14 protein-coding genes are annotated in these 14603 nt (G+C 65.2%); 8 read left to right on the plus strand and 6 right to left on the minus strand.

Features of this window, described 5'->3' with window-relative positions; genetic code table 11:
- Positions 1-41: 41 nt before the first annotated feature.
- Entirely contained in the window at positions 42-398 is a 357-nt protein-coding gene (gene queD / locus EJA05_RS10205) for a 6-carboxytetrahydropterin synthase QueD (RefSeq protein WP_125463497.1), read from the minus strand.
- A 53-nt stretch (positions 399-451) separates the two neighbouring features.
- A complete protein-coding gene (locus EJA05_RS10210) occupies positions 452-1531 on the minus strand; it encodes a patatin-like phospholipase domain-containing protein (protein ID WP_125858142.1) in 1080 nt (359 codons plus the stop codon).
- A 234-nt stretch (positions 1532-1765) separates the two neighbouring features.
- Here EJA05_RS10210 and EJA05_RS10215 point away from each other — a divergent pair, with 234 nt between their 5' ends.
- From EJA05_RS10215 to EJA05_RS10235, 5 genes are all read left to right on the plus strand, one after another.
- Complete coding sequence (locus EJA05_RS10215; RefSeq protein WP_110994219.1) at positions 1766-2074, plus strand: PepSY domain-containing protein; 309 nt, start codon at positions 1766-1768, stop codon at positions 2072-2074.
- Positions 2074-2388, plus strand: coding sequence for a PepSY domain-containing protein (locus EJA05_RS10220; protein WP_125463499.1), 315 nt, complete (start codon positions 2074-2076; stop codon positions 2386-2388). Before EJA05_RS10215 ends, EJA05_RS10220 begins: the two co-directional genes overlap by 1 nt.
- Positions 2389-3057 carry a response regulator transcription factor gene (locus tag EJA05_RS10225; protein ID WP_125463500.1) on the plus strand — a complete coding sequence of 223 codons (669 nt, stop codon included), beginning with the start codon at positions 2389-2391 and terminating at the stop codon, positions 3055-3057.
- Complete coding sequence (locus tag EJA05_RS10230; protein ID WP_125858143.1) at positions 3054-4373, plus strand: sensor histidine kinase; 1320 nt, start codon at positions 3054-3056, stop codon at positions 4371-4373. Before EJA05_RS10225 ends, EJA05_RS10230 begins: the two co-directional genes overlap by 4 nt.
- 272 nt (positions 4374-4645) lie before the next feature.
- Complete coding sequence (locus EJA05_RS10235; protein ID WP_125858144.1) at positions 4646-5803, plus strand: HPP family protein; 1158 nt, start codon at positions 4646-4648, stop codon at positions 5801-5803.
- Here the strand turns inward: EJA05_RS10235 and EJA05_RS10240 are convergent.
- Positions 5777-6643 carry a LysR family transcriptional regulator gene (locus EJA05_RS10240; RefSeq protein ID WP_125858145.1) on the minus strand — a complete coding sequence of 289 codons (867 nt, stop codon included), beginning with the start codon at positions 6641-6643 and terminating at the stop codon, positions 5777-5779. The two genes, EJA05_RS10235 and EJA05_RS10240, sit on opposite strands and share 27 nt — an antisense overlap.
- Before the next feature lie 81 nt (positions 6644-6724).
- The gene (locus EJA05_RS10245; RefSeq protein WP_125858146.1) at positions 6725-7216 is read right to left on the minus strand and encodes an Lrp/AsnC family transcriptional regulator; all 492 of its coding nucleotides are present in this window, start codon (positions 7214-7216) and stop codon (positions 6725-6727) included.
- Between the two features lie 121 nt (positions 7217-7337).
- Here EJA05_RS10245 and EJA05_RS10250 point away from each other — a divergent pair, with 121 nt between their 5' ends.
- The 3 genes from EJA05_RS10250 (at position 7338) to EJA05_RS10260 (ending at position 11948) form a co-directional block, all read left to right on the plus strand.
- Positions 7338-8372, plus strand: coding sequence for a histone deacetylase family protein (locus EJA05_RS10250; RefSeq protein ID WP_125858147.1), 1035 nt, complete (start codon positions 7338-7340; stop codon positions 8370-8372).
- Positions 8373-8511: 139 nt separating this feature from the next.
- Positions 8512-9921 (plus strand): amino acid permease, encoded by a 1410-nt coding sequence (locus EJA05_RS10255; protein WP_125858148.1) that lies wholly within the window; start codon positions 8512-8514, stop codon positions 9919-9921.
- Positions 9922-10058: 137 nt separating this feature from the next.
- Complete coding sequence (locus tag EJA05_RS10260; RefSeq protein WP_125858149.1) at positions 10059-11948, plus strand: propionyl-CoA synthetase; 1890 nt, start codon at positions 10059-10061, stop codon at positions 11946-11948.
- Between the two features lie 85 nt (positions 11949-12033).
- Here EJA05_RS10260 and zapE read toward each other — a convergent pair whose 3' ends face one another.
- Together zapE and EJA05_RS10270 are read right to left on the minus strand one after the other, a co-directional pair.
- The gene (zapE, locus tag EJA05_RS10265) at positions 12034-13119 is read right to left on the minus strand and encodes a cell division protein ZapE (protein WP_125858150.1); all 1086 of its coding nucleotides are present in this window, start codon (positions 13117-13119) and stop codon (positions 12034-12036) included.
- Between the two features lie 182 nt (positions 13120-13301).
- Positions 13302-14513 carry an NHL repeat-containing protein gene (locus EJA05_RS10270; protein ID WP_125858151.1) on the minus strand — a complete coding sequence of 404 codons (1212 nt, stop codon included), beginning with the start codon at positions 14511-14513 and terminating at the stop codon, positions 13302-13304.
- Positions 14514-14603: the final 90 nt, after the last annotated feature.

Below are 14603 nucleotides of genomic sequence, written 5' to 3' on the forward strand. Positions count from 1 at the left end.
GGAGCGGGTTTACCCGCGAAGGGGCTGGCGAAGATTGCGGATCAGTCGCCGGTGTACTCGCAGCCGCTGGTGCAGGTCTCGTGAATACGCACCTTCGACAACTCCGGCAGCAGCGGCTTGACCTGCTCCCAGATCCACTTGGCGAGCACTTCGCTGGTGGGGTTTTCCAGGCCGGGGATGTCGTTCAGGTAGTTGTGGTCCAGTTGCTCGTAGATCGGCTTGAAGATCGCCTTGATCTCGGAAAAATCGCGGATCCAGCCGGTGTGCGGATCGAGCGGGCCGGTCAGGTGCAGGCCGACCTTGAACGAGTGACCATGCAGACGGCCGCATTTGTGCCCGGCGGGAACGTTGGGCAGGCGGTGGGCCGATTCGAATGTGAACTCTTTGAAAATTTCCACGCTGTCAGGACTCTGTGTGTATCGATAATGCGCGCAGTCTACCAGCATGCCCGCTACAAGGCTTGCAGCTGATCCTGCAACCGCCCGGTGGCGATCAGCTCCAGCAGCTCATCCCCCAGCCGTTGGCTTTCGGCAATGGCCTTGTACCAGTAGCGCTTGCGCGTCGGCGCATCCCCCATGAAGCGCTTGAAGTCGTTGCGGTCCGGCAGCTTGCCGTAGGGCAGGGCGGCCAGGTACTGCGGCGACGGGGTCATCAGCAGCACGTTCTGCAGGCGCGTGGCGTCGCCCCTGCGCCAGGGCAGGGTCTTGTCGAACCAGCCGGGCACCACTTTGTCGGTGAAATGCGGGTAGAGCACCAGGTCGTCGCCCCGGTAGGGCAGGTCCAGGTGATAGTCGAGCAGGCCGCCGTCGCGGTAGGTGCCGGCGCCGGCACCGGGGATGTCGCGCACGCCCTCCATGACCATGGGGATCGAGCCCGAGGCGAGCAGCGCCTGGCGCAGGTTGGCCAGGTCCAGCGGCAAGCAGCGCGAAGGGAAGTCGGTGAGCGCGTCCAGCGGTGGCGCGGCGCGCTGGTCATGCAGGATCACCCGTTCGAAATGCCGGCCCAGGCGTGCGCGCCCCAGCAGGTTGCTGGCGATCACCGAAGACAACCCCAGGCCCAGGCGGCCACGGTGGTCGTGGGCGAGCTGGCCGTGGCTCTTCACCACCAGGATGTTCAGGCGGTAGTGCGGGTTGCCGAGAATCTGCCCGTCGCGGCCCTGCAGCAGGTCGTCGAGCATGCGCTGGCTGCTCTGGCTGATCTGCCTGGGGGTGACGCCTTTGGCGAAATCCTGCTCGGTGTACAGCTCGCCCAGGCGGCGGATGCCGGCCACCGGGTCGTCGAGGCAGGCGCTGGCGAAGCGCCAGGAACCGATCGAGGCGCCGATCAGCGCGCGCTGGCGTGGGGCGGTGGGTAGCCATTCACCGAACAGCGCCAGGTCCAGGCCCTGGATGCCCAAAGGCTTGGGCCCGCCGGCGGCGCCGGGCAGCACACCGACATCGGCCGCCTGCAGGCCGCGTTCGCGGATCTGCCGCAGGGCGCGTTGGCCGGCCTTGAAGGTCAGGGCGGGGTACTTGATGTGGATGGCGGTCATGGTGGGCCCTTTGGGTAGCGCAGGCCAGGCAGTATAAAGGCAGATGGCCCCATCGCGGGGCAAGCCCGCTCCCACGCGCAGTGACGTGGGAGCGGGCTTGCCCCGCGATGGGGCCGGTACAGGCTGCCTTCCCATCTGCGCTATCATGCGGCCAGCTGTTTTCAGGTTGGATTAAGGACCCCCGGTTAGTCTTGTTTGCGTAGACAACTTGCTCATCCCCAAGGAGAGACCCCCATGAAAACCCTGACTGCCCTGTTCACCGCCGCCGCCCTTGCATTGGGTGCCAACGCCGCCTTCGCCAAGGACGTGCAGCCCGATGAAGTGGTCAAGCTGGTGAACGCCAAGACCATCAAGTCGCTGGACGAACTCAAGGCCGCCGCCGTGGCCAAGCACCCCGGCGCCACCGTCACCGACTCCGAGCTCGAAGACGAATACGGCCGCTACATCTACAAGGTCGAACTGCGTGATGCGCAGAACGTCGAATGGGACGTCGACCTGGACGCCAAGACCGGTGAAGTGCTGAAGGACGCGCGGGACAATTGATGAACGCATTACCGCAGGCGGCGCGCTGCCTGGCCCTGGCCTTGCTCGGCATGTGCTCGCTGGCCGCCGCCCGCGACCTGGATCAGGACGAGGCCCTGGCGCTGCGCCAGCAGGGCATCATCCTGCCTTTCGAGCGATTGCTCGAGACCGCCCTGGGGCGTTACCCCGGGGCGCGTCTGCTGGAGGCGGAGCTGGAAGAGAAGCACGGCCGCTACGAATACGAAGTCGAGTTGCTGACCCCCCAGGGCGTGGTGCGCGAGATCAAGCTCGATGCCCGCTCCGGCGAGCTGCTCAAAGACGAGGAAGATGACTGAATGCGCCTGTTGCTGGTCGAAGACAACGTGCCCCTGGCCGATGAACTGATTGCCGCCCTGCAGCGCCAGGGTTATGCGGTGGACTGGCTGGCCGATGGCCGCGACGCGGTGTACCAGGGTCAGAGCGAGCCCTACGACCTGATCATCCTTGACCTCGGCTTGCCGGGGTTGCCTGGGCTTGACGTGCTGGCGCAATGGCGCGGGGCCAACCTCGCCACCCCGGTGCTGATCCTCACGGCGCGCGGCTCCTGGGCCGAGCGAATCGAAGGCCTCAAGGCCGGTGCCGACGACTATCTGAGCAAACCCTTCCATCCCGAGGAGCTGCAACTGCGCATCCAGGCGCTGCTGCGCCGCGCCAAGGGCCTGGCCAACCAGCCGAAGCTGGAAGCCGCCGGCCTGCACCTGGATGAATCGCGCCAGTGCGTCAGCCGTGAAGGTGTCGACGTCCAGCTGACCGCCGCCGAGTTCCGCCTGCTGCGCTATTTCATGCTGCACCCGGGCCAGGTGCTGTCCAAGAGCCACCTGGCCGAGCACCTCTACGACGGCGAGACCGAGCGTGATTCCAACGTCCTTGAAGTGCACGTCAACCACTTGCGCCGCAAGCTCGGGCGCAGCGTGATCGAGACCCGCCGTGGCCAGGGTTATGTGTACGCCGGGAGTGGCGCGTGAAGTCGATCCAGGCGCGCTTGAGCCTGGGGCTGGTGGCGGTGCTGGTGGTGGTGGGCCTGGCGTTTGCGCAACTCACGCTGTGGCTGTTCGAGGCCGGCCTGCAGCGTTACCTGGAAACCGGCCTGCGCAAAGAAAGCGAGAACCTGCTGGTGGCGCTGGTGCGTGGGCCGTCCGGCCTGCAACTGGACGAGCGGCGCATATCGGCGGCCTACCAGCGCCCCTTCTCGGGCTACTACTTCCGTATCGATTTCGACCAGGGCACCTGGCGCTCGCGCTCGCTCTGGGACCTGGACATGCCCAAGCCGGCCAGGCCCGGGCTGGACGACGGCCATGAACTGGGCCCCGAGGGCCAGCAACTGCTGGCCTATCGCGGCGACTACCGGCGCCTGGGCCAGGACATCTCGATCAGTGTGGCCCAGGACTATTCGCCCGTGCGCGAGGGTTTTCGCCGCATGCAGCAGATCGGCCTGGGCATGGGCCTGGTGGCGTTGTTGCTGGTGCTGGTGTTGCAGCGCATCACCGTGACCCGCTCGCTGCGCCCGCTGGAGCGCGCCCGCCAGCAGATCGCCCAGTTGCAGCAGGGCCAGCGCTCGCAGCTGGATGCCCAGGTGCCCAGCGAATTGCAGCCCTTGGTGGATCAGATCAACCACCTGCTCAATCACACCGAAGACAGCCTGCGCCGCTCGCGCAATGCCCTGGGCAACCTGGGGCATGCGCTGAAGACGCCGCTGGCGGTGCTGCTCAGCCTGGCCGCCAGCGAGCGCCTGCAGGCACTGCCCGAGGTGCGGGCGCAGATGCGCGAGCAACTGCAGCAGATCCAGCAGCGCCTGGCCCGGGAGCTCAACCGTGCGCGCCTGGCCGGGGATGCGCTGCCCGGCGCGCAGTTCGACTGCGATGCCGAGCTGCCGGGGTTGCTGGCAACCTTGGCGATGATCCATGGCGAAGGGCTGTTGCTGGAACGCGACGTACCGCCCGGCCTGTTGTTGCCGTGGGATCGCGAAGACCTGCTGGAGCTGCTCGGCAACTTGCTCGACAACGCCTGCAAATGGGCTGACAGCGAGGTGCGCGTGGGCATGGCGGCGACCGCAGAGGGTTATCAGCTGTGGGTCGACGACGATGGCCCCGGCATTCCCGAGTCGCAGCGCCTGCAAGTGCTCGAGCGCGGCTCGCGGCTGGACGAGCAGGTCGATGGGCACGGCCTGGGGCTGGGTATCGTGCGCGATATCGTCGACGCCTGGGGCGGGCGCATCGCCTTGCTGCAAAGCCCGCAGGGCGGGTTGCGGGTGAGTATCGAGTTGCCGCGCAAAAGTCGTTGATCGCCATCGCGGGGTGTCCCGCGATAGGCGTGGGAGCGGGCTTGCCCCGCGATGAGGACCAGATCAACCCTGCAAAAAAATTGCAGTACAGCCGCAGTTTTTTGAATTGGCAGGCTTACCTGACCTCCCGGCACAATCCCCCCACGAAACCCTCCGGTTTCCATCTCTCCACGGACGGAGCCCCTTGCGTTATTGCCTTTGCAATACCGGGCCCAGGTGCGTTTGCGCTGGGCTTTCTTTTCCAATCAAAAAAATACGACGCCACTACTTCGATGCCTGCCTCTCGCCCCGAAACCCGTCTGCGGCGCCTGCTCCCGGCGCCCCTGAACATCCCCCCCAAAGAATGGCTGCGTGCAGGCCTTGGCGCGCTGCTCGGCCTGTTCCTCGCCGGCTACCTGTGCAGCCTGGCCTACGGCCCATTGATTGCCTTGCACCTGCTCGGCCCGTTGGCGGCCTCGGCGGTGCTGGTGTTCGCCGTGCATTCCGGGCCGCTGGCCCAGCCGTGGCCGGTGCTGGGCAGCTACGCGCTGGCCGGCGCCGTGGGCCTGGCCATGCGCCACGGCTTCGGCGACGGGTTGTGGGTGGCGGCAGCCGCGCTGGCGGTTGCCACCCTGGTGATGTGCCTGCTGCGCTGCCTGCACCCGCCGGGTGGCGGCGTGGCGGTCAGTGCGGTGCTGGCCGATCCGGGGCTGGTGGCGATGGGCGACCACCTGCTCGAACCGGTGCTGCTCAATGCGCTGGTCCTGGTCGCTGTCGCGGTGCTCTACAACCGCCTCACCGGCGTGCGATACCCCAAGGGCGCCGCGCCGCGCAAAGACCTGCACCACACCCATGACCCGCTGCCCGGCGCGCGCGTAGGCATCAACGCCGACGACCTGGACCAGGCCCTGGAAGACATCGGCGAGTTCGTCGACGTGACCCGCGACGAGCTGGAGCGGATCATCCTGGCCACAGAGCAGCATGCCTTGCAACGCAGCCTTGGCGGTATCACCGCAGGCTCGGTGATGTCCCGCGATGTGCAGTCGGCCACGCCGCGCACCAGCCTCGAACAGGCCTGGAAGATGCTCGCCAGCCACCACCTGAAAACCTTGCCGGTGCTGGACAACGGCCGCCTGGTGGGCATCGTCAGCCTCAGCGACCTGGTCGGCCCGGCCATGGCGCGCGGGCGTTTCAGTTGGCGTGGCATGTTCCGTCGCAACACGGTGCGCCTGGAGCAGGTAATGAGCCGGCGAGTGGTCAGTGTGAGCAGTCAGCACCCGTTGGAGCGCCTGTTGCCACTGCTCAGCGAGCAGGGCCTGCACTGCCTGCCGGTGCTCGACGGCGACAGCCTGGTGGGGGTGATCACCCAGACTGACCTGATCGCCGGCCTCAAGCGGCACCTGCTGACGGCGGCCGCCCAGGGCTCAGATCACCGGGTCCCAGCGCTGTGACCAGTCGCTTTCGCCGGCGGCCACCAGCCGGCGCAGCACCGCGAAGGACTGCTGCAGGGCCTCGCTGTCGCGTTCGCGGGCGTACACCAGGAAGGTCGGGTAGGTGAACTCCGGCGCTTCGGGCACCCGCTCGAACACGCCGCTTTGCAGGTAGGCCTGCACCACCCGGGTGCGGAAGTAGCCGCTGCCGCCCTGGTCGAGGATGAACTGCAGGGCCAGCGGCCCAAGGTTGAAGCTCAGCGCCGGGCGTGACAGCTCGGGCAGGGCGGCGTCGTGCTGGCGGCGGAAGGCCTCGCCCCAGTCGATGTAGATGTACGGCTCGGGCCGGTCCACCCGGCGTACGCGGATCAGTTTCTCCTCCATCAACTGCTCCACCTGCAGGCCTGGGCCGTAGGTCGGCTGGTACACCAGCGCGGCGTCCAGCAGGCCCATCTCCACCTTGCGCAACAGCGACTCACCGTCGCTGACTTCGCTGCGGATTGCGTGGCCTTGCAGTTCGCGGTGCAGCGCGCTGACCCAGTCGAGCATCATCGGGTTGCCCAGGCTCACCTCGCCGCCCACATGCAGCACCTGCTGGCAGCCCTGGGGCAGCGGCAGGTCGCGGCGCGCGGCTTCCCAGGTCTGCACCAGCTGGTTGGCATAGCTGACGAAGGCCTCGCCGTCACTGGTCAGGCTGGCGCCGTTGCGGCTGCGCACGAACAACTGGCAGCCCAGTAGCCGTTCCAGCCGTTGCACGCGCGCGGTGATGGCCGTCTGCGAAACGAACAGGCGCTCGGCGGCGGCGACCAGGCTGCCGCAACGCACGATTTCCAGGAAGGTTCGGGCCTGATCGATGTCCATGTTGCTGCTCTGTGGCGGAAAGGGCGCCTAGTCTAGAGGCTTTGCACCGAAATAGGGCGTTATAGGGCCCGGCGAGTAACATCAGCCTTCGGGAATCGCCACCCGCGTGCTGGCCTTCACCTCGCGCAGCGCCAGGCTCGACTGGATCGAGGCGATTCCCAGCTGGCGGCGCAGCACCTGTTCGATGAATTCACTGTAGCTGTCCAGGTCCTCGGCCAGCACTTGCAGCAGGTAATCGGCATCACCAGTGATCTTGTGGCAGGCGACCACCTCGGGCAGCGCGCGCACCACCGCCTCGAAGTCGTCCGGTGCCTTGTCGCCGTGGCTGGCGAAACGTACCTGGACGAAGGCAAGGATCTCCAGGCCCAGCAGGCGGCGGTCGAGGTTGGCCTGGTAGTCGCGGATCACGCCTTCTTCTTCCAGGCGTCGGCGCCTGCGCCAGCAGGGCGTGACGCTGAGCGACAGGCGTTCGCTCAGCTCGGCGTTGGACAGGCTGGCGTCGGCCTGCAACAGGGCGAGCAGGGCACGGTCGGTATCGTCGAGGGCGACGTGCTTGGATAATTTTTTCGCCACGGGTGCCAGTCCTGAAATAACAGACTCGAAAAACTAACATTGCGAGTCGATAAAGCAAAGAACGCCCAGCGTTGACGCAATAGCCTAGTGGTCAATCAACCACCACACAGGCTTCGCCAGCATGTTGACCGTCTTCAGCGCCAACCACCGCCTGCACCATGGCACCGAACTCAAGGATGGCGTGCTCAAGCCATCGTTCGAACAACCCAGCCGCGCCGACACCGTGCACGACCGGGTGCGCACGGTCGGCCTGGGCGATATCGTCTCGCCGCAGGCGTTCAGCCGCGCCTGCTACGTCAAGGCCCACAGCGAGCGTTACGTGCACTTCCTGGAAACGGCCTGGCAGCAGTGGACCGCCCTGGGCCGCAGCCACGACGCGTTGCCATTGGTGTGGCCGGTGCGCGACCTGGCCGGCGAGCGGGTGCCTCGGCATATCGATGGCCAGCTCGGCTTTTACGCCATGGACGCCGGCGCGCCGATCACCGCCACCACCTGGCAGGCGGTGAAGACCAGCGCCGACCTGGCCCTGACGGGGCTTGAACTGCTTGACCAGGGCCAGCAGGCCGCCTTCGCCCTGTGCCGCCCGCCGGGGCATCACGCCGCCCGCGAGTACATGGGCGGTTACTGCTACCTGAACAACGCCGCCATTGCCGCCGAGCATGCCTTGACCCGCGGGGCGGCAAAGGTGGCGGTACTGGACGTCGACTTCCACCACGGCAACGGCACCCAGACCATCTTCTACGACCGCCCGGACGTGCTGTTCGTCTCGCTGCACGGCGAGCCGGCGGACTCCTATCCCTACTTCAGCGGTTACGCCGACGAGCTTGGCGCAGGCGCGGGCGAGGGCTTCAACCTCAATCTGCCGCTGCCCAAGGGCACGCGCTGGGCGGCCTACCAGCAGGCCCTGGAGCAGGCCTGTGCGCGCCTGCGCCGCCATGCGCCTGAGGTGCTGGTGGTATCGCTGGGCGTGGACACCTTCAAGGACGACCCGATCAGCCACTTCCAGCTCGACAGCCCGGACTACCTGGCCATGGGCCGGATGATCGCCGCCGTGGGCGTGCCGACCCTGTTCGTCATGGAGGGCGGCTACATGGTCGATGAGATCGGCATCAATGCGGTGAACGTGCTGACCGGGTTCGAAGAAGCCCGCGGCTAAGGCTGTGTAGGGCCAATCGCTGGCAAGCCAGCTCCCACAGCTTTTTGTGGGAGCCGGCTTGCCGGCGATAGGGCCAACACCGCCACACAAGTTTCAAAACTGCCTCGAAAACACCAACAACAATCCCAGAGGTTTCCCCATGCAGCCTGATTCCTCGGCAGCCCCAAGCGGCCGCCACCTGCAACGCACCCTGAGCAACCGCCATATCCAGCTGATCGCCCTCGGTGGTGCCATCGGCACCGGCCTGTTCATGGGGTCGGGCAAGGTCATCGCCTTGTCCGGCACCTCGATCCTGCTGGTCTACATGATCATCGGTTTCTTCCTGTTCTTCGTCATGCGCGCCATGGGCGAGCTGCTGCTGTCAGACCTCAACTTCAAGTCGTTCGCCGACTTCGCCGGCGCCTACATCGGCCCGCGCGCGGCGTTTTTCCTCGGCTGGTCGTACTGGCTCAGCTGGAGCGTGGCAGTGGTCGGCGATGCGGTGGTGGTCGGTGGCTTCTTCCAGTACTGGTTCCCCGGGGCGCCGGCCTGGGCGCCGGCACTGGCGATGCTGGTCACCCTGTTCACCCTCAATGTGCTGACGGTGAAAGCCTTCGGCGAGGTCGAGTTCTGGTTCGCGATCATCAAGATCATCGCCGTACTGGCTCTGATCGCCGTGAGCCTGGTGCTGATTGCCACGGCGTTCGTGTCGCCCACCGGGGTGACCGCTTCGCTGTCGCACCTGGTGCAGCCGGAAGCGGCGTTTCCCCATGGGCTCAGTGGCTTCTTCGCGGGCTTCCAGATCGCCATCTTCTCGTTCGCCGGCACCGAGCTGATCGGCACCACCGCCGCCGAAACCCGCGACCCGCGGCGCAGCCTGCCCAAGGCGATCAACGCGATCCCGCTGCGCATCATCCTGTTCTATGTGGTGGCCCTGGCCTGCATCATTGCCGTGACCTCGTGGGCCAAGGTCGCGCCCAACCGCAGCCCGTTCGTCGAGCTGTTCCTGCTGGCCGGCTTCCCGGCGGCGGCGGGCATCGTCAATTTCGTGGTGCTGACCTCGGCCGCCTCGTCGGCCAACAGCGGCGTGTTTTCCACCAGCCGCATGCTGTTCGGCCTGGCCGAACGCAGCCAGGCGCCCGGTGTGTTCCGGCGCCTGTCGGGCAACAGCGTGCCGCTGGCCAGCCTGGGCTTCTCGTGCCTGTTGATGCTGCTGGGGGTGCTGCTGCTGTTCATCTTCCCCGAGGTGATGACGGTGTTCACCCTGGTGTCGAGCCTGTCGGCGGTGCTGGTGATCTACACCTGGTCGACCATCCTGGTGGCCTACCTGGGCTACCGCCGGCGCCACCCCGAGCGCCACGCCCGGGCCAGCTTCCGCCTGCCCGGCGGGGTGCCGATGGCCTGGCTGAGCCTGGCGTTTTTGCTGTTCGTGCTGGTGCTGCTGGCACTGCAGCCGGACACCCGCATGGCGCTGTACGCGATGCCGCTGTGGTTCGCCGGCCTGGCCATCGCCTACCGGCGCCTGGCCGGGCGCGGGCAGGGCCTGCCAGCCGCCCAGTCAACCCTCTGAACCCTGGCGCCACGTGCCGGCGTAGCCTGCTGCAAATCTGCATAAGGGTTGCGACTTTAGTCCGGTGGCGGGCACGTGGCGCCGGTCCATACTCAAGGTTCGCCCTTCAATAACAACAAGTACCGGGTTGCGAACCAATGACCTATCAGCACAGTTACGCCCACTCCATCGCCGACCCCGCGGCCTTCTGGCAGGCCCAGGCCGACCAGCTGGCCTGGCAGCGCAAGCCAACCCTGACCCTGCAGCAGAACCCCGACGGTACCCACCGCTGGTTCGCCGACGGCCGCCTGAACAGCTGCCATCTGGCCCTCGACCATCAGATCGAGCTGGGCCGGGGCGAGCAGTTGGCGCTGATCTACGACTCGCCGGTGACCGGCGTGCAGCAGACCTACACCTACCTGCAACTGCGCGACGAAGTGGCGCGCCTGGCCGGCCTGCTGCGCACGCTTGGGGTGGGTAAGGGCGACGGGGTGATCATCTACATGCCGATGGTGCCGCAGGCGGCCATGGCCATGCTCGCCTGCGCACGCATTGGCGCGGTGCATTCGGTGGTGTTCGGCGGCTTTGCCGCCAACGAACTGGCGCTGCGTATCGATGATGCCCGGCCGGTGCTGTTGCTCACCGCTTCCTGCGGGCTGGAGTTCGACCGGGTGATCGAATACAAGCCGCTGGTCGACCGTGCCCTGCAACTGGCCAAGCACCAGCCCAAGCAGGTGCTGGTGCTGCAGCGCCAGCAGGCGCGTGCCGAGCTGCAGCCAGGGCGCGACCTGGACTGGCAGCAAGCGCTGGCCGGCGCAGAGCCGGTGGCCCCGGTCGAGCTGGACGCAGGCGATCCGCTGTACATCATGTATACCTCCGGCACCACCGGCAAACCCAAGGGCATCGTCCGGGAAAACGGCGGCAACGCCGTGGCCCTGTGCTATGCCATGCGCCACATCTATGGCATGCAGGCGGGCGATGTGTGGTGGGGCATTTCCGATGTGGGTTGGGTGGTCGGCCATTCGCTGATCGTCTACGGGCCCTTGATGAGTGGCTGCACCACGGTGTTCTACGAAGGTAAGCCGATCCGCACGCCCGATGCCTCGGCATACTGGCGCATCGTCGAGCAGTACAAGGTCAATGCACTGTTCTGCGCACCTACCGCCATGCGCGCGATTCGCAAGGAGGATCCGGAGGGCGAGCTGATCCGCCGCCACGACCTGGGTTCGTTGCGGCAACTGTTCCTGGCGGGTGAAAAGCTCGATTCCAGCACCCATGAATGGCTGGAGCGGGTCAGTGGCAAACCGGTGCACGACCACTGGTGGCAGACCGAGACCGGTTGGCCGGTCACCGCCCCCTGCGTGGGCCTTGAGGGCAGTGCGGCCCGGCCAGGCTCGAGCAACCGCGCGGTGCCGGGTTACCACGTGCAGGTGCTGGACGACGACGGCAAGCTACTGGGGCCGAACCAGCAGGGCGCCATCGTCATCGCCTTGCCATTGCCGCCTGGCTGCAGCCAGACGCTGTGGGGCGACCACGAGCGCTACCTGCAGGCCTACTTGCACAACTACCCGGGGTATTACCACACCGGTGACGGTGGCTACCTGGATGACGACGGTTTCGTCTACATCATGGGCCGCACCGACGATGTGATTAACGTCTCGGGCCATCGCCTGTCGACCGGCGAGATGGAGGACCTAGTGGCCCGCCACCCGGCGGTGGCCGAATGCGCCGTGATCGGTGTGCACGACGAGATCAAGGGCCAGGTACCGCTGGCGCTGGTGGTGCTCAAGGACGGGCAGGGCATCGGCGAGCTGCAGTTGCAGGGCGAACTGGTGGCCAGTGTGCGCGAGCATATCGGTGCGCTGGCCTGTTTCAACCGGGTGCGCCTGGTCAAGCGCCTGCCCAAGACCCGCTCGGGCAAGATCCTGCGTGCGGTGCTGCGCAAGATTGCCGATGGGCAGGACTATGTGCCGCCTTCGACCCTGGATGATCCGGCGGTGCTGGGGGAGATCGAGGGGGTATTGGCGGATTTGCCAAGGGCGGGGTGACGCCATCGCCGGCAAGCCGGCTCCCACACTGTGGCGTGCAATTGCCTGATTTTGTGGGAGCTGGCTTGCCAGCGATGACGCCGTTTCAGGATGCGCTGTCTGGCGGCCCCACCTGATGCAACTGCCCCAGCCGGCTGCGAGTACGCATCAGGTCGGCAATCGCGCCACCCAGGCTTTCCTGCAAGGCCCGCTGGCCGATCACCGTCAGTTGGCGGTCCTGGTCATACAGCACATCCACCAGGTTGACGAAGCGTTGCTGCGCCGCCAGCGAGCATTCGGCCAGGTCGTCCAGGCCGTCGATGATCCATTGATCGTACTGCTCGGCCAGCGCCAGGTAGTCGATCACTGCGGTGGGCTGCTCGCACAACCCGTTGAAGCTGAACATCACCCGCCGGCCATCCACCGCCAGCGCACGCAATGGCCGGTTGTTGACCTGCAGCGTGGTCGGCTGCCGGGCGGGCAGGTCTAGGCCCAGACGTTGCTCCGCATTCCCTGGCCAGACGTAACGCCCCTGGGTGAAGCACTGATGCTCGCGGTTGGCCGGCAGGCTGCGAAAATCGGTATTGCCACCCACTTCCAGCACCTGCATGCGGCTATTGATCAGGCGAATCACCGGCAGGAAGCGTTCGTGGTACAGCGGGTTGGGCAGCAGCCCCTCGGGCGCGTAGTTGGAGGTCACCAGCAGGAAGATGCCGCGTTCGAACAGGGCGTTGAACAGCCGGGTCAGCAGCATGGCGTCGCCGATGTCGTGCACGTGGAATTCATCGAAGCACAGTACCTGCACGTCACCCAGCAATTCGTCGAGGGTCGCCCCCATGGCATCGTCCAGTGCCCGATGGCGGTGCATGCCCTGGTGCAGGCGGGCGAAGAAGTCGTGAAAGTGCAGGCGCCGCTTCTGCGCCACCGGCACCGCCGCGAAGAAATTGTCGAGCAGCCAGCTCTTGCCGCGGCCAACCGAGCCATGCAGGTACAGGCTGCGCGGCTGTCCGTCGCCCTGGGCCGTCAACTGCGTGGCCATGGCCTCGATCACCCGGCACTGGCCGTCGCTCAGGGTGTAGCCGCGCTCGGCGGCCTTGTCCTGAAAGTGGGTCATCAATGCGCTGGACTGACGCTTGGCGGCGCGCAGGTACTGGTTCAGCTGCCGCATGGGTGTGGGAAGCCAGCTGGGCAATGGTCAAGTTCCTTGGGGAGTGAAGATCGGCAAGCAGCTTGCACGAGAGCGGGGATAACAGACAATCGCGATGATGAATTTGCACCCTGTTGGAGAAGAGCATCTGGCGTAATGTGAACGTTGTAAAGCTGCCTGAGTAGAAACCGGAGAAACTGTTCGAACTCAGGCAGATGCCAATGACACTATGATGTGTGAGGGTGACGGGCAATCAACCCACGGCCTCTCAGTTCGATGACGGGCTGCATGTTGTAATCCAGTGTCAACAGCGTCTTGCAGTTGGGCATGGGGGGAGTCAGCAAGCTGCCGCCGCTTCCAAATGCGGTATCAATCTGTCCGTTCGCATCCAATCGAATGATGACGGTGGGTGCATCTTGTACAGGAGACGAATGCTGAACACCTACCAGCACTCCTTGGTTGTCGGGCGTGACTGCGAACGCGACCGCACGGTCAAACTCAGAATGGTCGAACAGTCTCGCATTACCGCCGTTGAACGTTTGATCGACGGTGCCGTTCAGGTTCAGACGGAGCAAGAACCCGCTGTCTGCAATACTTCCTACGATGTAGATTGCATCGTGGGCCTGAACTGCGGAGTGGACGACGATATGAGCCTTGTCGGGATGGCCCGGCAGGCGCGTTGCCATCCATACACCCTGATCACCAAAATCGGAAATCACATTACCGTTTTTGTCCGTCGCGCCAACCCACCCTTGCACATCGTCGCCAAGGTAGCGGTACATTCCACAGTAATAGAAACCAGTATGTTCGGCGCTATTAAACCGAGCGACCACTGAGAGTGTCGACAGCAAACGACCGTCCTTTACGAAGAATCTGCGCATGCCTACTTCGTTGAACGTAGTGTCAAGGTTGCCATCCAGATCGAACTGAGCAAGGCCGGAGTTTACTGCTTGACGCAACTTGCCATCGGGGAACTGGGGTACGCTACCGGCATATCCTGCAGCGCTGTCATTGTGCTGTGCAATGCTCGGGAGACCTGGCTCTTCAGGGTAAGCGCTGAGCTTGAAACCACGGTGACCAAAATTTACGTCCTGCACGCCCGTGCCTTTGTCCAGTTGGAAAATGGCAAAGTGTTCATTGGTGCGAAGTGCAACCCCACAAGTTAGGACATCACCGTTTTCGACGAAGCATAGCCAGTCACCTCGTTCGCCTGGCATGGTGATACGGACGGTCCCTTGCAGGCCAAATCCGGTAACGATGTGACCGGCGGGGGTGTGCTTGGTGATGACCATAGAATGTTGTCCCGTATCGTCCACGGCTGCGATCGAACTATAGAAAAAACCGCCCACAAAGTAAGGAGGCCGGCTGATGATCTCATTGGGTTGATCCGGTGGAAGTGGCAGGTCGATGCGAGTCCACGCTTGTTTGTCGGTAGCCATCTCTGGGTGCTCCTGCTAAGTGAGTGCACAGTTAGCGGCAGCTATGCAAAACCGTCACCTGGCAAAGTTATCAGTTGCCAGGCAAATTCT

It is taken from the genome of Pseudomonas oryziphila (genome assembly GCF_003940825.1).
Taxonomy (GTDB): domain Bacteria; phylum Pseudomonadota; class Gammaproteobacteria; order Pseudomonadales; family Pseudomonadaceae; genus Aquipseudomonas; species Aquipseudomonas sichuanensis.